This window comes from Flavobacterium sp. PMTSA4, from assembly GCF_032098525.1.
GTDB lineage: Bacteria > Bacteroidota > Bacteroidia > Flavobacteriales > Flavobacteriaceae > Flavobacterium > Flavobacterium capsici.
The window spans coordinates 979648-1003895 of sequence record NZ_CP134890.1 but is presented as its reverse complement, the minus strand read 5'-3'; the positions used below and the strand labels follow the sequence as shown (position 1 = coordinate 1003895).

Annotated in this window: 21 protein-coding genes; 6 read left to right on the top strand and 15 right to left on the bottom strand. The window is 31.1% G+C overall.

Annotated features, from left to right (window positions below; genetic code table 11):
* Window positions 1-13: 13 nt before the first annotated feature.
* A complete protein-coding gene (locus tag RN605_RS04635) occupies window positions 14-643 on the bottom strand; it encodes a hypothetical protein (protein ID WP_313322633.1) in 630 nt (209 codons plus the stop codon).
* A gap of 180 nt (window positions 644-823) precedes the next feature.
* On the opposite strand from RN605_RS04635, the gene RN605_RS04630 reads away from it, so the two are divergent.
* On the top strand, window positions 824-1582 hold the full coding sequence (locus tag RN605_RS04630) for a hypothetical protein (RefSeq protein WP_313322631.1): 759 nt from the start codon (window positions 824-826) through the stop codon (window positions 1580-1582).
* A gap of 27 nt (window positions 1583-1609) precedes the next feature.
* Here RN605_RS04630 and RN605_RS04625 read toward each other — a convergent pair whose 3' ends face one another.
* On the bottom strand, window positions 1610-3511 hold the full coding sequence (locus tag RN605_RS04625; protein ID WP_313322630.1) for a recombinase family protein: 1902 nt from the start codon (window positions 3509-3511) through the stop codon (window positions 1610-1612).
* Between the two features lie 67 nt (window positions 3512-3578).
* On the opposite strand from RN605_RS04625, the gene RN605_RS04620 reads away from it, so the two are divergent.
* Complete coding sequence (locus RN605_RS04620; protein WP_313325793.1) at window positions 3579-5084, top strand: YifB family Mg chelatase-like AAA ATPase; 1506 nt, start codon at window positions 3579-3581, stop codon at window positions 5082-5084.
* Here the strand turns inward: RN605_RS04620 and RN605_RS04615 are convergent.
* The 7 genes from RN605_RS04615 to panB form a co-directional block, all read right to left on the bottom strand.
* On the bottom strand, window positions 5081-6433 hold the full coding sequence (locus RN605_RS04615) for a hydroxymethylglutaryl-CoA synthase family protein (RefSeq protein WP_313322628.1): 1353 nt from the start codon (window positions 6431-6433) through the stop codon (window positions 5081-5083). The genes RN605_RS04620 and RN605_RS04615 overlap by 4 nt on opposite strands.
* Before the next feature lie 159 nt (window positions 6434-6592).
* Window positions 6593-7453 carry a KPN_02809 family neutral zinc metallopeptidase gene (ypfJ, locus tag RN605_RS04610; protein WP_313322626.1) on the bottom strand — a complete coding sequence of 287 codons (861 nt, stop codon included), beginning with the start codon at window positions 7451-7453 and terminating at the stop codon, window positions 6593-6595.
* A gap of 34 nt (window positions 7454-7487) precedes the next feature.
* Entirely contained in the window at window positions 7488-11441 is a 3954-nt protein-coding gene (locus RN605_RS04605; RefSeq protein ID WP_313322624.1) for a PAS domain S-box protein, read from the bottom strand.
* Between the two features lie 57 nt (window positions 11442-11498).
* Window positions 11499-12827, bottom strand: a complete 1329-nt coding sequence (locus RN605_RS04600) for an aldehyde dehydrogenase (protein ID WP_313322622.1) — start codon at window positions 12825-12827, stop codon at window positions 11499-11501.
* 61 nt (window positions 12828-12888) lie between these two features.
* Window positions 12889-14214: a DUF5723 family protein gene (locus tag RN605_RS04595; protein ID WP_313322620.1), complete on the bottom strand. Its 1326-nt coding sequence runs from the start codon at window positions 14212-14214 to the stop codon at window positions 12889-12891.
* Window positions 14215-14297: 83 nt separating this feature from the next.
* Complete coding sequence (locus tag RN605_RS04590; RefSeq protein WP_313322618.1) at window positions 14298-14993, bottom strand: RluA family pseudouridine synthase; 696 nt, start codon at window positions 14991-14993, stop codon at window positions 14298-14300.
* A 12-nt stretch (window positions 14994-15005) separates the two neighbouring features.
* Complete coding sequence (gene panB, locus RN605_RS04585; protein WP_313322616.1) at window positions 15006-15824, bottom strand: 3-methyl-2-oxobutanoate hydroxymethyltransferase; 819 nt, start codon at window positions 15822-15824, stop codon at window positions 15006-15008.
* A gap of 134 nt (window positions 15825-15958) precedes the next feature.
* Here panB and RN605_RS04580 point away from each other — a divergent pair, with 134 nt between their 5' ends.
* Genes RN605_RS04580 through RN605_RS04570 form a run of 3 tightly spaced genes read left to right on the top strand, consistent with a single transcriptional unit; the run spans window position 15959 to window position 18005 of the window.
* Complete coding sequence (locus RN605_RS04580) at window positions 15959-17122, top strand: sigma-54-dependent transcriptional regulator (RefSeq protein ID WP_313322614.1); 1164 nt, start codon at window positions 15959-15961, stop codon at window positions 17120-17122.
* Window positions 17123-17136: 14 nt separating this feature from the next.
* Complete coding sequence (locus tag RN605_RS04575) at window positions 17137-17751, top strand: DEAD/DEAH box helicase (protein ID WP_313322612.1); 615 nt, start codon at window positions 17137-17139, stop codon at window positions 17749-17751.
* Window positions 17752-17789: 38 nt separating this feature from the next.
* The gene (locus RN605_RS04570; RefSeq protein WP_313322610.1) at window positions 17790-18005 is read left to right on the top strand and encodes a DUF2007 domain-containing protein; all 216 of its coding nucleotides are present in this window, start codon (window positions 17790-17792) and stop codon (window positions 18003-18005) included.
* Between the two features lie 8 nt (window positions 18006-18013).
* Here the strand turns inward: RN605_RS04570 and RN605_RS04565 are convergent, their stop codons facing one another.
* From RN605_RS04565 to RN605_RS04540, 6 genes are all read right to left on the bottom strand, one after another.
* Entirely contained in the window at window positions 18014-18901 is an 888-nt protein-coding gene (locus RN605_RS04565; RefSeq protein ID WP_313322606.1) for a trypsin-like peptidase domain-containing protein, read from the bottom strand.
* Between the two features lie 40 nt (window positions 18902-18941).
* Entirely contained in the window at window positions 18942-19511 is a 570-nt protein-coding gene (locus tag RN605_RS04560) for a DUF4256 domain-containing protein (protein WP_313322604.1), read from the bottom strand.
* Window positions 19512-19516: 5 nt separating this feature from the next.
* Window positions 19517-19999, bottom strand: a complete 483-nt coding sequence (locus RN605_RS04555) for a YdeI/OmpD-associated family protein (RefSeq protein WP_313322602.1) — start codon at window positions 19997-19999, stop codon at window positions 19517-19519.
* 51 nt (window positions 20000-20050) lie between these two features.
* Window positions 20051-20473: a DUF1801 domain-containing protein gene (locus RN605_RS04550; RefSeq protein WP_313322600.1), complete on the bottom strand. Its 423-nt coding sequence runs from the start codon at window positions 20471-20473 to the stop codon at window positions 20051-20053.
* Window positions 20474-20667: 194 nt separating this feature from the next.
* Window positions 20668-21747 carry a hypothetical protein gene (locus tag RN605_RS04545; RefSeq protein WP_313322599.1) on the bottom strand — a complete coding sequence of 360 codons (1080 nt, stop codon included), beginning with the start codon at window positions 21745-21747 and terminating at the stop codon, window positions 20668-20670.
* A 64-nt stretch (window positions 21748-21811) separates the two neighbouring features.
* The gene (locus tag RN605_RS04540; protein ID WP_313322597.1) at window positions 21812-22294 is read right to left on the bottom strand and encodes a hypothetical protein; all 483 of its coding nucleotides are present in this window, start codon (window positions 22292-22294) and stop codon (window positions 21812-21814) included.
* A gap of 306 nt (window positions 22295-22600) precedes the next feature.
* Between RN605_RS04540 and RN605_RS04535 the strand changes: the two genes are divergently transcribed.
* Entirely contained in the window at window positions 22601-24235 is a 1635-nt protein-coding gene (locus RN605_RS04535) for an ABC-F family ATP-binding cassette domain-containing protein (protein WP_313322595.1), read from the top strand.
* Window positions 24236-24248: the final 13 nt, after the last annotated feature.

The following is a 24248-nucleotide window of genomic DNA, read 5'->3' as shown; positions in this document are numbered from 1 at the left end:
ATTACAAAAACAATTACTTGTATTTATTCTTTAAGGTTTGCAAATCTTTGAGAACTAATTCTTGTTGTTTTTCAAGTTCATTTACATAATTTCTTATTTCATTTATTAAGTCCATAAACATTAAAAAATGAAATTTTGATTGTTCATTATGCAGTTCATTAAGCGTATCATAATGAATCATAAATGAAGAATTAAAATGACCAGAAACTGTATTTCTTATATCTTTTATATAACCATCAAAATTTACCAAAAGTTTGAATTTAGAAACTTCAAATGTTATTTTATTATGATGATTTTTTAATTCAGGATAAATTTTGGAAGTAATTTTTAAAAACTGATTAAGTTTATTGTATGTGTTTAAAACTTCATATATTACTAAATAGCCTTTTTTATTAAAGTAATTTGATTCAGCATTTGTTAGATTTTTTTTTGATAAATATTTAAAAATAATAACTATATCAATTTTAGAGGTAATTAAAAAACCAATTAGGTTTAATGTTAAAAGATATTCATTGACTAATTCAGTAGATTTATTTTTATTTACAAATATTAATTTTATTTTCAAAAAATCATCAATTAATTCACGTATAGAATCTAAATCATTTTGATTTTCAACTAATACTTTATCATAATCATCAATCATTTAAAATAATAATTTTAATTAGAAATTCCAACCTTTAAATTCAATTAAACTTGGGTTATAATTTGTATAGGAAGATATAAATTGCAATGTTATGTGTGAATACAAATTTAATAATTAGAGCAATCAGATTTGGATTGTTGATAAATAAAAAATGTATTTTTATGTTCTTAAAAAATTATAATGACATACAATATAGAATATTCAGCTTTTATGATAAGACAATCAATTTTGAATATTGATGATGAAGATTTAGATGTAATAATTAAAGCATATTTAAATGGTGATACTGGATTTACAATTGCTGGAGTAAAATATTGGTGGAGCTATGAAATTAGTTCATTTAAGATTTTTAATAATCCTCAAAATAAAACTGAAAATGAAATTATTGAAATTGCAAAGAAGTATAACAGTTTTTTTTATGATAATTTTAGTAGATATGTTGGCACTAATATATTAGAATTTTTAGGTCAAAATGTAACAAAAGAAAAGATTAGTAATAAATCATTTGGTTCTGAAAAAAATAATAAGATTTATAAAGAAGATAGATTAATACCAAATTACATAAGTCTAAGCAGAATAAATGAACTTAAAAGTTTAAAAACACCATTTGATTTATCAAAGTTGATTAGAATGTGTGAAGAATTAAATTCTAATTTTGAAAAGAGTAATTATTACAGCGTTGCAATGATTGGTAGAGCAATCATTGACCACATACCACCTTTATTTAATTGTAAAAATTTTAATGAAGTAGCAAATAATTATGGTTCAAAAAGCATAAGAGGAAATTTAAAACACCTGAATGATTCAATGAGAAATATTAGTGATGGTGCTTTGCATTCACATATTAGAAAAAGTGAACCATTACCAACATCTTCACAAGTAAATTTTAGCCAAGATTTAGATGTACTATTGGGTGAAATAGTTGCTTATTACAAATAAAAAAGGTGTTCTATGGAACACCTTTTTTTAATATAGAAAACAATCATCAATTTGAATATAGTTTTCTTTTTTAATGATGGTCATTTTATTACCTAAAAACCCGTCACTTTCAATACCAAATTTCATTTGTGATTTAAATTCATCCAATATATCATCAACATTAACAGTCAAAATATTTCCATTTAACTTTTTAAGTTCTTTATGATTTTCCAATAAATGTTTTTCTTTATCATATTTGAAATTTGCATCAGTATAAGCTGGTTCATTTTCCATTTTTGTAATTGGTAAATATTTATAAACTTTTTCATTTTGTCCACCAAAGTTTCTAACTCCACGACCATAAATAAATAACTTCAAAGTTGATTCTAATCTAACACCATTAACTTTAATAAATACATTTGCTAAAATATAATCCTTATCCAATTGATTAATAACAATCTTATCAATGAACTGTTTAAAAATTGCAGTCAATTCAGGGCGGTTAAATCTGGATTTCATAATCATATCTTTAGTAGCCAATTCTTGATTGTAATTTTCAACAATTGATTTCTTTGATATTATATCCCTTCTGATTAATTTAATTTTTTCTTTGAGTGATTTTATTTCTTCATTCAATTCACCTTCCAATTTTTCAAACATAACAAAGTTTGGATTTTTACTTTTTGAAATTGCTACAATCAAATTTTCCAACTGTTTTTCTTTATCAGCTTGTTGTTTGTTTGTATTCTTTAAAAGTTGCTCCGATTGTTCTAACTCAGAAGTAATAGTTTTTAATAAGTCTTTTGGATTGTCCAAATATTGAAGCAATGTATCAGCATTTAAAACTTGGTCATAGATAACACTTTCAATTAAACTTATATTAATTGAACCATTACCACAACCTTTTTTTAAATATGATGCGCATTTATAAATATTGCTTTTATTCTCAATGTACTTACCAAGATATTTTCGACCACAAACACCACAACGCATTATATCTTTTAAAAGATATTCGTGTTTTCCAATGTAATTGCGGTCAATTTTATTTTCTCTAAGATAATTGCATTCATCAAATTGTTCTTTGCTAATAATAGGTTCAACATCAACAAAATCATAGGTTGCTGGTTCAATTGTAACCTTTTTGCCATTTACAATTTCAGTAACAGCATCAGTTACTTTATATTTCATTTTTCCATAATGAATCGGATTCTTTATTATTTGAAATATAGTTGTATCTGACCATTGTACATCCTCGCCTTTAATTGGAACTTGTTCAGTTCTGAATTTTAAAACCTTTTCTTTTCTCGTTTTATTAAATTTAGTTGGAACATTCATTTCATTCAATGATTGAGCAATTACCCTTGCACCAATTCCTTCTTGATATTTATCAAAAATCAACTTCACAATTTCAGATTCAATTTCATCTATTACAACAAATCCATTTTCATCTGACTTATATCCATATGCAATATTATGAGTAGTGAATTTTCCATCCTTTGCTCTTTGTCTTTTTCCTGAAATCATTCTACCTTTTAACGCCTCAGCTTCTATATGACTAAATTCCATTAATACTTGAAGTATAATTGAAACAATTGGACTTACTTTACCATTATCAATTGTTTTAATTCCAAGTGTTCCAACATATACTGGAATCATTAAATCTGATAGTTCATCTATTACTTCCCTTGTGTGTCTTGGATTTCTACCAATACGTGAAATTTCAGTTACATAGATGCAATCATAAGCTTTTGGATTGGCTCTGACTATTTCCATCATTCGGTTTAATTCAGGTCTTTCTTTGTTATATCCTGAAAGTTTTTCAGCAAATATTTCAATTTGTTCTTCTGTATAATCTTCTTTATATATTGCTCTGGTATTATCTGAAATCTGTCTTTCATATTCTTGTTTATCAGATGTTGAAACCCTCGCATAAATGGCTACTTTGTTCATACATAAAATTTTAAATTACAAAATAAAGTTATTGTTTTGAATATTTTACTTAATTAATCTTTAACAAATCTACACCTACCAGTTTAGAATACCAACTGAGGTGAATATTGATAAAGGAATTGGGTATCACTTGGTGGGTTTGCCCGATAATGCTATTAAAGAAAGCAGTTATCGAATTGCGGCTGCACTGAAAAACAACGGTTATGAACTCCCCGGAAAAAAAATTACTATCAACATGGCGCCAGCCGATTTGCGCAAGGAAGGTTCGGCCTATGATTTAACCTTAGCCATCGGAATCTTAGCCGCATCGGGACAAATAAAAGCCGATGAGGTTGACAAATACTTAATCATGGGCGAATTATCACTCGATGGAAGTTTGCAACCTATAAAAGGTGCGTTGTCTATCGCCATCAAAGCCAAAGAAGAAGGTTTTAAAGGATTTTTTCTCCCAATTCAAAATGTAAAAGAAGCTGCCATAGTTTCGGGATTGGATGTGTATGGAGTAGAGAATGTTCTTCAAGTCATTGACTTTTTTGAAGGCAAAGGAACTTTGGAACCCACAGTTATCAATACCAGAGAAGAATTTTATAAAACCTTAGACTTTCCCGAATTTGATTTTGCCGATGTAAAAGGACAGGAAAGCATCAAGCGATGCATGGAAATTGCCGCTGCTGGTGGTCATAACATCATTTTGATTGGTCCGCCAGGAGCAGGAAAAACGATGCTAGCCAAACGACTGCCGAGTATTTTACCGCCAATGACGTTGAAAGAAGCCTTGGAAACTACCAAAATACACAGTGTTGCCGGAAAAGTAAAAGATTCTGGTTTAATGAACCAACGACCATTCAGAAATCCACATCATACGGCGAGTAGTGTTTCCTTAGTTGGCGGCGGAAGTTATCCGCAACCAGGAGAAATATCGTTGGCACACAATGGTGTTTTGTTTTTAGACGAGTTACCCGAATTCAAACGAGAAGTTCTCGAAGTGATGCGTCAACCGTTGGAAGATAGGGAAGTAACGATTTCGAGAGCAAAATTCACCATAACCTATCCATCATCCTTTATGTTGGTGGCGAGTATGAACCCAAGTCCGGGAGGTTATTTTAACGATCCCGATGCACCCGTAAGTTCATCGCCAGCCGAAATGCAGCGTTATTTAAGTAAAATTTCAGGACCATTATTAGACCGAATAGACATTCACATCGAAGTTACACCCGTTCCGTTTGAAAAACTAACCGAAACACGACCTGCCGAAAGCAGCGTTGAAATTAGAAAGCGCGTTACCAAAGCCAGAGAAATTCAGTCGCAGCGTTTTGAAGCATTTGAAAACATACATTACAATGCGCAAATGAGTACGAAGCAAATTAGGGAATACTGCGCATTGGATGAAACGTCGTTGCAACTTTTGAAAACCGCCATGGAACGATTGAACCTTTCAGCACGTGCCTATGACAGAATTTTAAAAGTATCGAGAACCATAGCCGACTTGGAAGAAGCCGAAACCGTAAATTCTAGCCACATAGCCGAAGCCATTCAGTATAGAAGTTTGGACCGCGATGGTTGGTTGGGTTAGGCAAATTTATAATATCTGGCACCAACTAAAACTGGATTTTCTTTTTCTATTTTATCTAAATAAAACTCATTTTTAGGAGCAACAACCGCTTGCTTCAATTCTTTTTTATGCAGTTTTTCATAAGTAGAAAAATCAATCGGTTTACAAGTTGCCAATGCTTCAAAAAGTTTTACTTTTTCAATTTGCTTTTGCCAATGTTCGTTTACAATTCCTTCAAATACTTTTGATTTAGAACCGCTACCATAAGCGATGAATCCAAAAGTTATGTTGGTTAAATTGGTATCTTCTTTCAAATGATGGCATAGCGTAGAAAGCAAGCCTAAGAAAATAGAACCTGTATAAATGTTTCCAATTTGCCCTGAAGCAATTTCGGAAGGAAATATAGTTTCGTTTACCAGATTAGTATATTCTGGGCTTTTGGTTAAAGCTCTCATTTTGTCTTTCAAGGTTTCACCATCTTGTGCTTCTAAAAGTTCTGGATTTTCTTTGGCAAAGATTTCAATAAACGTTCTTCTTCCTTGAAAACAATAAGGTAGATGCATTAAAATGGAAGCCCATTTTTCATATAGTTTTCCATGTTGATGGCTTTCGGTTTTGAAGTGCTCATAAGCTTCCGTAATTCTACTGATGTAACACTGATTGGAATATTGACCATCAAAAACGGGTTGTTCTTTATAAAGGTTGATGTCGTTTTCTAAAACACCATTCCACTCTGGATTATTCTCGAGTTGCAAGGCTTCTGCTTTTGTGAAATTTCGTCTTGGCTTAAAAAAATCGAATACACCTTCGGTGCCAACACCAACATCATTTGAAAAACTTAAGATTCGTGGATTTGCAGTAACAAGCATCGCTATCGAACCTGCGCCTTGCGTATATTCGCCAGTAGAATTTAAATCGTATTTGGCATTATCAGAAGCTATAACAATTGCTTTTTTGGAAGGATTGGCTCTAATGTAATCTAAACAGTTTTGTAACGCATCAACAGCGCCAATACAAGCAAAAGTTAAATCGACTACATCGCAGTTTTTAAAACTACGTTCGCCTAAAACGCTTTCCAAATTGGAAATCACATAGGAGGCAACAGGCTTTGAACTGTCGACACCGCTTTCGGTTCCAACATATATTCGGTTAATCTCAGCAGGATTCAGGTTTTCTTGTTGAATTAATTTTAAAGCAGCATTGGAAGCCATTGTAACCACATCTTGATGAACATCAAGAAAACTCATTTTGTGTAAACCTAAGCCTTTAATAAGTTTATCGGCTTCTATATTTCGGTTTTCCGCTAAAGTGGTAATGGGTAAATATATTTTTGGAATATCAAATGCAATACTATCAATGCCTACTTTCATTTTTTTCAATTTTTAAGAATTACAAATTTAAAAAAGGCAATTCCAAAAAACATTGAAATTGCCTTTAAAATAAGTGTGTTAAACACGATTTATGAATATCGTAAAAAAAGCAACTTTAATTATAAAAATCGTAAGCAAAGTTGATTTATACTGAAAATTTTAATTCAATAATGCCGAAAAAGTATCGCCTTGTTTGATGTCACCTGTTTTATAACCTTTCATAAACCATTCCATGCGTTGCTCTGACGAACCATGAGTAAACGATTCCTGATTTACATGACCTTGCATTTTACTTTGAATAGTATCATCGCCAACCGCATTGGCAGCACTCAAAGCTTCTTCGATATCGCCAGCTTCCAATAAGTTTTTATTATAATGAGCCCAAACGCCAGCATAAAAATCAGCTTGTAGTTCTAAGCAAACCGATAGTTTGTTGGCTTCCGTTTGGCTTTTATTAGCTTGCAGTTGTCTTACTTTTGCTGATGTTCCTAGAAGCGTTTGAATATGATGTCCCATTTCGTGAGCAATAACATAAGCAATAGCAAAATCGCCGCCTTCGGCACCAAATCGTGTTTTTAACTCTTCAAAAAAGCGTAAATCCATATATACTTTTTTATCACCAGGACAATAAAACGGTCCAGAAGCAGAAGTAGCACTTCCACAAGCAGTGTTTACACCATCATCAAAAAGTACCATTCCCGGTTCTTGAAATTGCATGTTGTTTTCGCTGAAAATTTTATCCCAAGTTTCGTTGTTGTAAACAAAACAGGCTTCAGAGAAATCGCCAAGTTCTTTTTCTTCCGCCGAAAGTTCTCTGGTTTTTGTTCCTTCGGTTTGTTCGGTTTGTGAACCTTGGGTTTGTTCAATTACATTTCCTATTGTTTGCCCAGTTTCGCCGCCAAACATTTTCAGTAATAAAATTACGATTCCAATTAATCCACCACCAAGTATTGCTTTTCCGCCACCAGACATTCCGCGTCTGTCTTCAAAATTGCCGCTTTCTTTTTTATCCCATTTCATAAGTATAAATCTTTTAGTATTGTAAAGTTAATTTTTATGGCTTAGGTATCCAATTATTTAAAACACTTTTTAGGTTTTCTTTATCAATTGGTTTTGAAACATAATCATTCATCCCAATTTCAATACATTTTTCTCTTTCGCCTAAAACAATTCCTGCGGTTAATGCAATTACTGGTAATTCGTCGCTTGAATACTTTTTTCGAATTTCGGATGTTGCTTCATAACCGTTCATAACTGGCATTTGTATGTCCATTATTATCAAATCGGGCTTTTCTGAAATGGTTTCTTTAAGAATCTCATTTCCATTTTCGAATTCAAGTATAGCTGCATTAGGAATTATCTGTTTGACAAGTGTTTTTGCTAGAAGCATGTTTATTTTATTATCCTCAGCTATGTATATGGTTAAATTATCCTCGGTTATATAATTTGATTTTAATGAAGCTTTAATTTTATTTTTTTCTTTGCTTTCTTTTGTATTATCCTGATTCGAAGATTTGACCACCAAATAAAAATAGAAATCACTTCCTTTGTTGTATTCACTTTCAAGCTCAAGTTTGCTATTCATTAATTCGAGCAATTTGTTTGATATTGAAAGCCCTAAACCTGTTCCACCAAATCGTTTTGTGGTAGAAATATCTTCTTGAGAAAAAGCTTCGAATATTTTTTCTTGATTCTTTGATTTTATTCCAATTCCGGTATCTTTTACTGAAAACTTAATTTTTACGGATTCATCATCTATCTGTTCAATTTTAGTTATAGAAAATTCAATAACACCTTTATCTGTGAATTTTACAGCGTTACTTAGCAGATTGATAAGTACTTGTTTGATTCTTATGTAGTCAATGAAAATATACTTAGGTAAGTCGTCATTGATTAGTAATTTGAGATTTAAATTTTTATTTTTTGTTTCAAATTCAACCAGTTCAACAACTTGTTCGGCGATTTCTTTAATTTCATGCTTTTCAACATTAAGTTCAATTTTTCCAGATTCAATCTTTGAAAAGTCAAGAATATTATTGATTACTTCCATTAATGAAATGGCAGAATGATTGATAGTATCCATGTATTTTTTCTGTATACTTTCCAATTTAGTATTTCTTAATAGTTCGGTGAAACCAATTATTCCATTTAGAGGAGTTCTGATTTCGTGGCTCATATTGGCTAAGAATTCTGATTTTGCTTTATTAGCCGCTTCGGCATATTCTTTTTCTTTAATTGCTTCTTCAGCTTCTTTGCGATTGGTAATATCAATAAAAATTCCAACTATATTTTCAATTTTACCATCCTTTAAAATTGGTTCACCAAATTCTTCAACCCATTTAGTAATTCCATTTTTGGTTTTAATTCGATAGACTAAATGAATTTTCTTTTGTTCTTTGAATAATTCATTTGCTCTATTTTCAACAATTTTTAAATCCTCAGGAAGAACTAAATCTTTGTATTTAACTTTTTGAGTTAAAAAATCTTCTTTAGAATACCCAGTTAATGTTTCAATTTCATCATTTAGATAAATTTTACTCCATTTTTCATCATACTTCGAAAGATGAACCGTTCCTGGAATATTATTTGCCAATAATTTGAACTTTTCTTCATTTTCTTGAATAATGGCTTCGTTTAGGTTTCTTTCAAAGGCGTATGAAATATTGTTGGTTAGGGTTTGTAACGTAATTATTTCGTCTGAAGTCCATTCTCTTTCATTTTCAAAAACTGTAAATACAATTATGGAATGGAAATTATCTTTAATGAAAATAGGTAAAAACAGAATTGATTTTGTTTTTAAATCTTCTAAAAAAGCTTTAGTTTTTTCAGATTTTATTTTTCTTGTTAATGAGTGATAAGGTTTATTTTCTTTCAGTTTTTCTACTGCTTCTGGTAATAATTCAAATGGTACATGAAGTATTTTTTTATTTAAATCTGAAATAGTATCAGTTCCTTTTACCCATCTGAAATTTTGTTCAAATTCCTGCTTTTCTAAATTTGTTTTATAATAGGAAAGAATGTCAACATTAGTTACCTTTCCAATAGTTACGAGGATGTTTTTAATGATTTCAACATTATCTTTTGACTGTAAAAATCGCTCGGTGTTTTTTACAATTTCAAATAAAATATCACTTTTATAGGATAGTTTTTGTTGAGTTTCATTTCTGATATTTGATTCTAATGCTATGGCAATCAAATCGGCAATAGAACGAGCAAAGTTGATGTCTTCATTATCCCAATCTTTTTTGTTTTCAACAGTTTCAAAACACAATGTTCCTTTTACTTTTTCATCAAAAAATATAGGTGTATCCAACAATGATTTAATTTTATTCTTTGGGAAATATTCCTCGCAAAGTTCGTAGGTTATTTTATTATCATAGACATCGGAAGCTACAATTTGTTGACCGTTTTCTATAGCACCAAAGTAAATTGGGCTTTTTGTGTTTTCTATAAAAAAGTTTTTTTCAAATCGATTAGAGTCTAAATAATAAATACTTTCACATCGCAATCCATCAGGATGATAACTCCAATAACTAACTCTGTTAATACCGCTACTTGTAGCTACGGTTTGAAGAATGTTTTTTAGTATGGTATAAAATGTTTCCTTGTTGGAATAACTGTTTGCGGTTAATTTTTTAATAATTTCATTATGAACTTTAATTTTTGAAGCTTTAAAATAATGTTCTTGCTCTAAATTCTTTATTAAAGTAATGTCTCTTGCAATAATTGAAAAACCAATAATTTTTCTATTGGCATCTCTTTTAACTGAAACTTTTTGAGAAACCCAAATTGATTCTCCGTCCTTTTTTACAATTGGAAAAACCAAATCAGGATAATCAGCAGAATTATCAGGAAGTTCTTTGTAAAAATCGATTACATTTTCAACATAATCTTCTCTTACGAAGTTTGTATATTTATTTGATAAAAATTCTTCTTTAGAGTATCCCAGAATTATTTCTGCAAATGGGTTTGTATAAGTTAAATTGCCTTCCAGGTCAATTTCATAAATCAAATCATTTGCCGTTTCAATTAAATCTCGGTATTGATTTTGAATCATTACTTGTTCAGTAACATCTTGTCCAATACCAATTATTATGTCTTCAGTATATTTTTTATCTTTCCATTGAATGTATTTATAATCACCATTTTTACATTTTAATTTTCTAACATAAAGGCGATTATCTACATAATTATTGTGGTATGCTTCTCCAATAAATTCTTCATCTTCAGTAAGTTCCCAATATCCATATCCTAGCATTTCTGCTGCGCTGTAACCCAATATATCTTCAACCGATTCACTACAAAATGAGATTTCTCCTCTTTTATTTGTTGCAAGAATTATTGAGTTTCCTTTATTGACAATTAGATTGGTGAAAAGAAATTTATTTCTGGTTTCTGTTAATGCTAAATGCCTTGCAGTGTGTATGCATAACGTTAAAATTAAAGAACAAATTAAAATTATGATTTGATTGTCTGGAATTAATTTTGAAGAGTAAGCTGCAAACAGCAACAAAAAAACGGTAATAATATAAACCCAATAGTTTACTATGTTTTTAAATATGAAGTAGGAAAGGAAAAACGAAATAATTAAACTTACATAGGAAACTAATTCAAAGTCTTTAAAAAAAACATTATAAAATAGAAATGTTGAGTATCCAAAAAAACAAAACATGAAAACATAGTTAATGTTTTTTTCAAAAAACTTGTTTCTTGTACACAATAAGTAAAATGCTAGCAAAATAAAACCAACCGTAAGATTGATATTTAAATAACTATAATTTCTAATTTTAAAATATTCAAGTATGACTTCGATAAGCGGAATAGATAATCCAAAGAAGAGAAGAAATAATTGGTATTGTTGTTCTTTGGGTTCAAACTCTGAGTGTTTTTTTAAATCTAGTTTATCCTTAATGGATTTACTAGCGAAAAAATAAGACACATAAAGAATAATCATTAATGAAATGATTACCAGAAGATTTAAATTTGAAAAAGTAATATAATTATTCAAAATTAGTATGTTTAGGTATAGATTTTTGGGTATTCAAAAATATAAAAATACTTGAAACTACAACCATTTAAGAATCCTTTTTAAAAACTTTATTTTATCTCTGTATGGTGCATATCGTATTGGAATATCTAACCAATTGGCTTTTTTGATTATAGCTTTTTTATGACTAAACTGTTCAAAACTGAATTTACCATGATAAGCACCAATTCCACTTTTTCCGACTCCACCAAACGGCAATCTGTTGTTTGAAAAATGAATCAGAGTATCATTTATACTTCCGCCTCCAAAAGAATATTTTTGAATCAATTTTTTTGATAATCTTTTGTCTTCAGTAAATATATAGAATGCCAAAGGTTTTTCAAATTTCAATATAATATTATCTAAATCATCTTCAGATGAATATTTTAAAATAGGAAGAATTGGTCCGAAGATTTCCTCTTGCATCACCAAGCTGTTTAGACTAGGTTCATCAATAATAGTTGGAGAAATAAAGAAGTCATCTTTGGAGTTTTTTCCACCAAAAATGATTTTCTGATTGTCTAACATTTTAATTAATCTTGTCCAATTCTTTTCATTGATAATACGGCATAAATCTTTAGAAGCTTCAGGGTTTTCTCCAAAAGCAGCATTTATTTCATCAATTAAATATTTAGTAAACTCTTCTTTTATCAATTCATGAACAAGTAAATAATCTGGAGCAATACAGGTTTGACCAGCATTAATAAATTTTCCCCAAACTATTCTTTTGGAGGCTAATTTTAAATTGGCTTTTTCATCAATAATGCATGGATTTTTTCCACCAAGTTCTAAGGTTACAGGAGTTAAATGTTCGGCTGCTGCTTTGGCAACTATTTTTCCAACAGCAACACTGCCCGTGAAAAAAATATAATCCCATTGTTGTGCCAATAGATTTTGACTTACTTCAATTCCGCCTTCAATGACTTCGACATGATTTTTGTCGAATACTTCACCAACTATTTTTGAAATTAATTTTGATGTATTTGGTGTTAATTCAGATGGTTTTAAAACTACTTGATTTCCCGCAGCAATTGCAGCAATCATTGGCAGCATTGCTAAATGAAAAGGATAATTCCAAGGAGAAATTATCAATACTTTTCCATAAGGTTCTTTATACAGATAGTCAGTTGATGGAAAGTTTAATAAAAAAGGCAAAACCATTTTAGGTTTTGCCCATTTATTGATATTCTTGATAGTGTGCTTTAGTTCTGAAAGAACAAAATAAGTTTCAGTTAGATAGCTTTCAAATTCAGGTTTTTTGAAATCAGAATAAAGTGCTTGATTAATTTCTTTTTCATGTTTCTCAATAGAAACTAAAAGTTTTAGCAAAGCATTTTTTCGATAATCAATAGAAGTTTTAAAAAGCATAAACCTAAATATTGTCCATGCCAATTTACAATTTTTATTTTAAATTAAATGTTTTGTTTTTTTATAAAAATCCCCAGCGGAAACCCATATATAAATCGCCTTGTTTACTATCACTAATTAAAGCAGTAACCAATGAACTTGTTCCTAAATAAAATCCTCCAAGTCTAAAACCTAAACCAATATTTGTTCCTGAAATTTCGTGAAAAGTTACTGGAATGTATCCTTCAAAAAAGCCGAGATTTACTCTAGGTGTAATGCTGAAAATATTTGGAGCAGTAACTTGTTCGTTTTCACTATCGTCATTTAATTTTTGTTGTAAAAAAGCAGTAACAAAAACTTTTGGAACAATTTTATAATCAACATAAGTAGTAATCGTTGTTGGCAGTTTAACTTTAAACTCTTTTTTTTCAGGCTCATCTTTTGATAAATAATTATTATCTAATAAAATTTGCTCAACTTGACTTAGATTGTCAACATTATCAAATAAGCTCAAATCTAATGGATCAGAATTTGGAATATTTAAAGTATAATTAGTGTTATAATTATTCTCATCTTTAAATGTCATGCTTCCAATGTTTCTAATTGATAGACCAGCGTTTAAAGTGCTTTTATAGTGATAGTTGAAGCCAATATCACCTGCAAAGCCATTTAAACCTCCAAAAATTGATTTGCTGTAATCGTCGAAATTTGTAAAACTTTCAGCTAAATTTCCCGAATAAGCAATATTCAAATTAGCAGGACTATTTGTTGTTAAATAGGCATTTCCTAGGCTTTGAGTAATTGTTCCATCTAATTGACTTAAACCAAAATTGGAATAAGAACCTGGGAAAAGAATTTTTAAAGTAACTCCAGCACTAAATTGATGATTGTCATTTTGATACAAAACTCTTCCTGCTGACAAACCGATTTCACCATAAGATGTTCCACTTAATCTTTGATTATTCGGATTGTTGAGTAGTGTGGTGTTCAAAATCAAATTATCGTTAGTGATAGCATTTCCGATAGTAGGATCAACATCAACCATATCAAATTTTGCATAAGCTTTTGTAGTAAATGCAAAACCCCATTTATTCCAACGCATTGCAAATCCAGGACCAATAATATCGGCATCAATTCTTGCATTGACAGGACTTGTGCCTTGAAATAGCAAGGTTTCAAAATCGGTATCAGAATTAAAATCGCTAAACGCAATTTTGTTATTTGAAACTCCAAAGCTGAATCCAGTGATGTTGATTTCGAATTTTTTAGAAAGATTTGGTAATTCTGCCGGATTAATAGTTGTGTTTAAAATTCCAACGCGATTAGAAGTACTGATTCCAGAATAATGTTCCTGGCTAAATGCATTTAGGCATAGAAAAGATAATAAGGCGATAAAATAATTTTTCATAAAATTTGGGTTATAAATTATTTAAATAACAATTGGATTTAAGAAAACCCTACTTGTATAAACGTAAAAATAGTAAAATTAGTTTACAAATTATTCCAAATAACATCATTTGGAGTTGGAGCAATGATATTTATTTCTTCCTTAGAAACAGGATGAACAAACACTAACTGTCTGGCATGAAGGTGAATACCGCCATCAGAATTACTTCGGTCAAAACCATATTTTAAGTCGCCTTTTATTGGACAGCCAATAGCCGAAAGTTGTGCTCTAATTTGATGATGTCTTCCGGTGTGAAGGTTTATTTCTAGTGCAAAATAATTATCTAAAGTTTTAAAAACGCTGTATTCTAAACTTGCTTTTTTGCTATCAGGAACTTCTTTTATATGTGCTTTTGAAGTATTGTTCTTTGGATTTCTTTTTAAAAAGTGAACCAGTGTATCGTATGTTTTTGGAGGATTGTTTTTTACAATTGCCCAGTATGTTTTTTGAGTTTCCCGTTTACTAAACATCGCATTTAATCGCTCTAAAGCTTTACTAGTTTTTGCAAAAACGACAATGCCAGTTGTTGGTCTGTCCAATCGATGCACAACTCCAAGATATACTTCGCCAGGTTTATTGTATTTTTCTTTGATATATTCTTTAACAACTTCAGATAACGGTTTGTCTCCGGTTTTATCACCTTGCACAATATCGCCAACACGTTTGTTAATCACAATAATATGATTGTCTTCGTGAAGAATTTGAAGGTTGTTTTTATTAGAAATTATTTTTTCAGACAAAATAAATTAATCTTAATATTGTTCTGAAGCATTCGGGAAATCTTTCGATTTCACATCGGTAACATATTGCCCAATAGCAGTAGTCATTTCTTCATATAAATTCATATATCTGCGCAGAAATCGAGGACTAAATTCATGAGTCATTCCAATCATATCGTGTAATACCAAAACTTGTCCGTCAACGCCTCCGCCAGCTCCGATTCCAATAACTGGAATTGATATACTTTTTGCCACTTTTTCAGCTAATGCAGCTGGAATTTTTTCTAAAACCAACGCAAAACAACCTATACGTTCCAACAATTTAGCATCTTCTATTAATTTTTCTGCTTCTTCTTCTTCTTTTGCACGAACGGTATAAGTGCCAAATTTATAAATCGATTGTGGAGTCAATCCTAAATGTCCCATAACCGGAATTCCCGCATTCAAAATACGTTTGATACTTTCTTTAATTTCACTTCCGCCTTCCAATTTTACAGCATGTCCGCCACTTTCTTTCATGATTCTAATAGCAGAACGCAACGCTTCTTTTGGGTCAGATTGATAACTTCCAAAGGGTAAATCAACAACAACTAAAGCTCTTTCAACTGCTCTAACAACAGATGAAGCATGATATATCATTTGGTCTAATGTAATTGGCAACGTTGTTTCATGACCAGCCATTACATTACTAGCCGAATCACCAACCAAGATTACATCTGTACCAGCCGAATCTACAATTTTAGCCATTGTATAATCATATGCGGTAAGCATAGATATTTTCTCACCGTTGACCTTCATATCAAACAATGATTTGGTCGTAATTCTTTTGTAATCTTTCTTCGCTGTTGACATATTCATTTATTTTGAAACGTAAAAGTATAAAATCTATTCGTGTTACAACAAACATCAAGATACTAAAGTTAAATTAGTACTTTTGTAAACGTCTAATTAAAGGCCAAAATAGAATAACTACTAATAATAATAAAATGCCAAAAATCTTAATTATTGAAGACGAAGCAGCAATTCGTCGTGTATTAGTAAAAATATTATCTGAAGAAAGCGACACCTATCAAGTTGATGAGGCCGAAGATGGAAGAATAGGTTTTGAAAAAATTAAAAATGAAGATTACGACTTGGTTCTTTGTGATATAAAAATGCCAAAAATGAATGGCGAAGAACTACTAGAAGCCGTTAAAAAAATAAAATCTGAAATTCCAATCGTGATGATTTCAGGTCATGGTGATTTAGAAACTGCCGTTAACACTATGCGTTTAGGTGCGTTTGATTATATATCGAAACCACCAGATTTGAATAGATTGTTAAATACGGTTCGCAATGCCTTGGATAAAAAGCAACTGGTTGTTGAGAACAAAATATTAAAGAAAAAAGTTTCCAAGAATTATGAAATGATTGGAAATTCAGCACCTATCAATCAAATAAAAGAAATGATTGAAAAAGTGGCACAAACAGATGCTAGAGTTTTAATTACTGGTCCGAATGGAACGGGTAAAGAATTGGTAGCGCATCAATTACATGAAAAGAGCGAACGTTCCGAATTTCCATTGGTTGAGGTAAACTGTGCTGCTATTCCTTCGGAATTAATTGAAAGTGAATTGTTTGGTCATGTTAAAGGTGCTTTTACTTCGGCTGTAAAAGATAGAGCTGGAAAATTTGAAGCGGCTAATGGCGGAACAATTTTTTTGGATGAAATTGGAGATATGAGTTTAGCGGCTCAAGCAAAAGTTCTTCGTGCATTACAAGAAAATTTAGTGCAAAGAGTAGGAGCAGACAAAGACATTAAAGTTGATGTTCGAGTGGTTGCTGCAACCAATAAAGACTTGAAAAAAGAAATTGCAGAAGGTCGTTTTAGAGAAGATTTATACCATAGATTGGCTGTAATTTTAATCAAAGTTCCTGCGTTGAATGATAGAAGAGAAGATATTCCGTTATTAATTGAGCATTTTACTGCCAAGATTGCTGAAGAACAAGGAAATACCCAAAAGGCATTTTCAAAAGATGCAGTTAAACTATTGCAAGAATACGATTGGACAGGAAATATTCGTGAATTGCGTAACGTGGTAGAACGATTAATAATTCTTGGAGGAAGCGAAATTTCGGAAACCGATGTAAAACTATTTGCTAGCAAATAACTTTTAAAAATTAAATGAAACTAAAAAAAATACACCCAAATCTTCAAAAAGCATTAGTTGAAAACGGTTTAACCGAAGCCAACGAAATGCAGCAAGAAACATTTTCTACTATTAAAAGTGGTGCTGATGCAGTAATACAATCGCCTGAAGGAACAGGAAAAACAACCACAATTGTGCTGAATGTTATTCAAAAATTAGAGAAAACGGTTGGCGAAAGTACTCGAGCTTTAATTATTGTTGAAGATAAAGAAAAAGTTTTAGAAATGGAAGGATTGTTTCTAAAATATGGAACGTATCACGATTTGAGTATTTTGGGTGTTCATGATAAAGGCGATATTGATTATGATAAAAACATCATTTCACTGGGTTTAGATATACTGATTGGTACACCTAATCGTATCAATGCTTTGTTTTCGTCCGCAGGATTTAACGCATCCACAATTCGTATGTTTATAGTTGATGACGCTGATGTTCTTTTTAAAAATAGAGTGGATGCAATTGTTCAACGTTTATCTATGAGTATCGAAAAAACACAACGTATTTTCTTTTGTTCGGAAATTACAGAAAGAGTAGAAACACTTGCCGATAAAGTAATGATAGAACCAGTTTTCTTTGAAATGGAAGACTAATAGAACTCAATAAATAATAATTAATTAATTAATTTAAAATGGGATTAGTAAAAATATTTTCAGGAAAAGAAATTTTGGCAACCGATTTGAAACATCGTTTAGAAAATGCTGGTGTTAAAGTAGAACTACGAAACAACAACCAAGCTAATGTGTTTCCTAGTTTGAACAATGCCAAAATTGTTGAGGTTTTTATTCAAGAAAACGACTTTATGAAAGTGAATAAAGTGGTTGAAGATTTTAAAATGGGAATGTAATATTACCATCAAGCTTCATAATATTTTACATTATTGGCTTTTAAAAAATCTTTTATAATATCGGCATGGATGCAATGACCAACGTGAAGAAAAGGCTGATTGGTTATCATAATAGGTTTTCCGCCAGTTTTTAATTCAAAATCTTTCATGTCAAATCCTAAATGCAAATGATTGGTCATACTTTGCATTCCACAAATCAATCCTTGTTCGTTAAAAAGTGGTCCACCACTTTGTCCTTTTAATCCTGGTGTACTTAGTTCTAAACCAAAGATGCCGTTAGCATCAGCCAAATGTCGGGTTAACATTCCTTCTATAGGAAAACGAGGAGTTGTGTTTTGACCAGCTTGCGTCCATTCAATACTATCCGAAGATTCATTGTATTTAAAATTTGAAAACTCAGGAAACGGAAAACCTAGTCGGCATAAAAATTTACCAGGTTTTAAAGAGCTTGTATCTTTTAAAAAAGTAGCATGTGATTGATAAGCAGGATTTTTAAAATTGTCAAAAATCAAAATGGATAAGTCATATTTTGGATGGTTTATCCATCTGAAATTGAAGGTTGGTTCAGTTGTACAATCTACAAACCGTTCTAGTAGTTGAACAATGATATCATTTTTAATATTGTATTTATTTTCTAATGCGGTAAGCTTATTGTTGTAATTTTCATCTTGAATAAGTGTTGCTTTTTCTCTAACAAAATTTTCGTAATGAGCATTAATTGCTGCACGTCTGCTAATTAAATCAATAACATGTTTGCAAGTAACTGCAAAACCATTTTCGTTTACAAAAAAAAGAGTGGCAGCTCCACGATTTACAATCGTTTCGTTATAATTTCGGGTAATGGTATGAATCGGACGCGTAAACTGACCTACATCTTCAATGGCTTTTACAAACATATTCTTGTTTTATTAAGATAATCAAATATAGAGATTCTTTCTATACTTTCAAGCTACCTCTAAAACCTCTTGCCGCATAGTAAGAATCGGCACCATTGTGATAAATAAAAACGGTATCATAACGAAAATCGCCAAAAATAGCACCACCAAGTTTTCTGATGTTATCAGGTGTTTGAAGCCAACTGGATGTTTTCGTATCAAATTTTCCAAGCCTTTGCAAAGTTCTGTATTCCTCTTCGTTTAAAAGTTTGATTCCCATTTCTTTAGCCACATCTTCAACTGAGTTTTTTGGTTTGTGTTCTTTTCTCTTATTTAATGCTTCACGGTCATAACAGTAACTTCTTCTACCATTTGGGCTTTCAACAGAACAATCATAAAAAAGATATTCATTTGTATTGGAATCATAACCAACAACATCAGGTTCGCCACCAGTTTTTTCCATTTCATTTAATGACCATAGCTTATCAGGATTTGATTCTAGTTTGGCTAATACATCATTCCAATTAATGTTTTGGTGTCTGTTTTTATTTTTTTCAAAACGAGTTTCTAAAACAGTAAGCAATGTTTTAGTTTCTTTGGATGATAATAGATTTTGCTTTTTTGTTGTCATGACTGTTATGGTTTTTCTCTGCCAATAAAATTAGTAGTTCCATTTAAGAAATCTAATGTTCGTTGAATATTTTTATCTATGCTTTGCTGTGTTTTTAGTGAAGAAATATAGCGGATAATTTCTTTTTGTCTAGATGGACTTAAACCTTCAAAAACTTTTTTTGCATCTTGATTGTTCTTTAAGGCTTCAACTAGTTGTGGATGTGGAGTTATTGTTCTAACGGCTTTATCAAAATCGACCGAAATAGAAACAATTTCTCCAATACGTTTGGGAGAATTTTTTAGCATTGTTGTGTTGATATAGAGTCGCCATTCTCCACTGTATTTTACTAATGTTTGTTTATAAGGATTATTATTTACTACACCATGAATTGGAATAGTTCCTCTATTTTTATTAGCTTTTTTGAAGATTTCTTCCAAAATGGTTGGAGGCACAAATACAAAAGGGTTAATCCCAATTAGTTTTATTTCGGCTTCAAATTTGTGCATCAACTCAAAGTTTAATTTATTTCTAAAGATAAAAGATTTTGTACTAGAATTTTATTTCCCTTTTAAAGAAGCATTGATAATCTCTTTTAGAACATTAATGTCAACATCTTCAAGTTTATTAATGTAAAGACAGCCAACACCTGTTTTGTGTTTTCCAAGTTTTTCTAATGCCTTGGCATGTTCAGCAATACTAACACTAACATATAATGATAAATTAGCTTTTCTTGGAGCAAAACCAATTTTCAACCAATCAACTTCGCGTCCTGTTTTTGGACTTTTGTAGCGCATGTTACCAAACCCAATGATAGAACTTCCCCAAAGTTTTGGTTCTTCGCTTGTGGCTTCTTTCATAAGTTCTAAAATCACGAAACTATCTTTTCTCTTCTGTTCTTCAAAGGAATTGATAAAATCCTCAACACTTGCTGTAGTTGGTTTTGTTTTTATTTCAACTAGTTTTGATTTCTTTTCTGCCATTTCAAATAGATTTAGGTTAAAGATAATTAATTTAGTTTTACAATTATATTGGTAATTGAATTTGAAAACTTATTTTAATATGAATTAAGAAAATGAATTTTTTACATTTTAGAAGAAAAACTAAATAAAAAATTAACCAAACAAACCTTTAAAAGTAGCATCTTAATTCCAATTTGTTTTGCGTCAAAGTAATATTATTTTACAATGATAAAATACATTTTTGTCTGGTCACCATCTTGCTCAAATTTGTAATAGGTGTTTTTATACATATTGTATATTGTTGGGAAATCACCGTTTGATTTTAATTTAAAATCACCTCTATTCGAAACATTATTTGTTTTGTTGAGTTCTTTAATCAAGTTCTTTTTTTGATTGGAAGAAAAATTTAATACACCTGAAATAATATTTTCAAAAAAATAAATTTCTGAAACCTTACATTTCATTTGTTTGTCAAAATAAATTTCACCATCAACATTTTTTAATAAAATTGCCGACTTATACTTATCAGGAGCTTTCACATTAACTTGTTTATTGTACTTTTTATAAGAGTTTATAAAATTTGCTAATTGATTGTTCTCAAAAACGAGATAAGGAAAATCATAGGTTTCATCATTAATAAATTTTAATTCGGCATTGTCAAACTTTGTCAATTCAATAAAAGAGCCAGGAATAATAGCATGGTACATATTAAAACCTCGAATGTTATTAATACTCAATCCAGCAACTCTGTTCAAGCTCCCGTTGTTGTTGAATGTAATTCCCTTTTCTGTTTGTATTAGTATTTTAGCGTTTGTACTATCTTTTGAAATCAATACAGATTCGGGAAAAATGATTTCTATAAACTTTGTTTCAAAATTTGCAGTGATAGATTCATTTCGAATGTTAACTGAAAAATATTGTTTGCTATAAAATCCTTTTTCCAATTTTGGATTCAGTATGAATTGATAATTAGGGTATTGAATAGGTTTTATAATCAATTTTCGCATCATGATAGTATAAAACCTTTTAAAGCTTGAATTAGTGCCATTTTCTACTACTAAGTTTTGATAAAAAATTGCATTATAAATTTCTTCATCCAGTTCAAAATAAGCAAACTTGTCTCTAATCCTATCATACTTTTCGACTTGTTTTAATAACGAAGGGAAACCCTTCATCTCACTTGATTTAAAATACTCTTCCTGCGAATAAAGATTCGAAATAATAAATAAAACAAAAAGAATAATAGCGTTTTTCATAATGATTGGACAGTTTCTATATTTCGATAAAGATATCATTTTTAATAAAAAATCCCGCCTCATTGCTGAAACAGGATTTATAAAAAAAAGTTTTTATTAATTTCTATTCACCACCACAATCAGTAGCTGTGAAATGATATTTTACTTTTTCAAAGTCAATAGGTTTCCTTTTTTTGAAATAAGAAGCACCCAGATACATTTCAATTTCGCCATTACCCAGTATAAGTTCGTTTCCTTTTTTCAAGAAAGCCATTGGGTTTTTGTGAGTTACTTCTTTTTGGGAAGCCAAAGTAAAAGTATAGGCGCAAAATAAGGTGTCGCCTTTAAATTTGCCTTCAATTTTACCATCTCTTAGCGGTTCACCAGATACATTCATGACCAAACGGCCAGAAATTTTTCCATCTTTTTCAGTGATTGTAGATAGATTTAAAGTGTCTTTTTCATATACTGCTTCATAGCAATTGGCATTTGCAGGTATTTCACTTTGGGCTTGGCTATCATCAGTAGTCTCTTGTTTTTGTTCTTTTTTACAGCTTTGTAATCCTACCAAAGCAAACAAAACACCGAACATTATTATTTTTTTCATGGCTTACTTGTTTTAAGTTACTAATCGCTTGAAATCAATAATAAATGTACGGTTTTTAATTGAGCCTTACAAAAGATTTAAGGTTTTGTGTAAATGGTCGTAAAGTTTCTCTCGAATGCAGGATGGGTTATGGTAACGTTTCAATTTTTAGCAATTTGTTCGAAAAAATATAATTAATATGTTTTTTCTTTTTGATTATTTTCTTAAGACAAACAATAATTTAAAGTTGAAAGCCTAACGGATTATAAATAAAACTTTAACCAAATAATTATTTTCATCTATCTTTGCCGCTTCAAAAAATACACCATGATTACTGTAAACGACATAGCCGTAGAATTTGGCGGAACAACACTCTTTAGCGAAGTAACTTTTGCCATTAATGAAACCGATAAAATTGCCTTAATGGGTAAAAACGGAGCAGGAAAATCTACGCTGTTAAAAATTGTAGCAGGCGAAAACAAACCAACACGCGGAAATATTTCGGCACCAAAAGAAGCCGTGATTGCCTATTTACCACAGCATTTGTTAACTGCCGATAACAGTACGGTGATGGAAGAAGCTTCCAAAGCGTTTGCAGAAGTATTCAAAATGAAAGCCGAGATTGACGAAATCAATGAGCAACTAACCATCCGCACCGACTATGAAAGCGATGACTACATGAAACTCATAGAACGAGTATCAGAGTTAAGCGAAAAATACTATTCTATAGAAGAAGTGAACTATGAAGCCGAAGTAGAAAAAGTATTAAAAGGATTAGGATTCGAAAGAGAAGATTTCAACCGTCCAACATCGGAGTTTTCAGGTGGTTGGAGAATGAGAATTGAGTTAGCCAAAATACTTTTAAAGCAACCCGATTTAATATTACTCGATGAGCCAACCAACCATTTAGATATGGACAGTATTCAATGGCTCGAAGATTTCTTAATCAATCAGGCAAAAGCCGTAATGGTCATTTCACACGATAGAGCATTCGTAGACAACATTACCAACAGAACCATCGAAGTAACGATGGGAAGAATATACGACTACAAAGCAAAATACACTCATTACTTAGAGCTTAGAAAAGACAGAAGAGTGCACCAGCAAAAAGCCTATGATGAGCAGCAAAAATTCATTGCCGAAAATCAAGCATTCATCGAGCGATTTAGAGGAACGTTTTCAAAAACAGAACAAGTGCAATCGCGCGTGCGTATGTTAGAAAAACTGGAACTGGTAGAAGTAGATGAAGTGGATACATCAGCACTGCGATTAAAGTTTCCACCATCAGTTCGCTCTGGGCAATATCCAGTTATTGTAAAAGATTTAGAAAAATCATATGGCGACCATCTAATCTTCAAAGACGCAAACATAGTAATCGAACGTGGCGACAAAGTAGCTTTTGTGGGTAAAAATGGTGAAGGAAAGTCAACCATGATAAAAGCCATCATGAAAGAAATAGAAATCAACAGCGGAAGTGTAACTGTTGGTCACAATGCACAGATAGGTTACTTTGCCCAAAACCAAGCTTCTTTGTTAGACGAAAACGCAACCATTTTTGAAACTATAGATAACATTGCCGTTGGCGATGTAAGAACACAAATAAAAAACATCTTGGGTGCATTTATGTTCCAAGGCGATGATATTCAAAAGAAAGTAAAAGTACTTTCAGGAGGAGAAAAAACACGTTTGGCAATGATTAAATTATTGTTAGAACCAGTAAACTTATTAATCCTCGATGAGCCTTCAAACCACTTAGACATGAAAACCAAAGACATTATCAAAGAAGCACTTCGCGACTTTGACGGAACGTTAATCTTGGTTTCTCACGACCGTGATTTCCTTGACGGATTAGCCACTAAAGTTTTCGAGTTCGGAAACAAAAGAGTAAAAGAACACTTCGAAGACATCAAAGGTTTCTTGGCGCATAAAAAGATGGAAAGTCTAAAAGAAATAGAGAAGTAGTTTCAAACTGAAA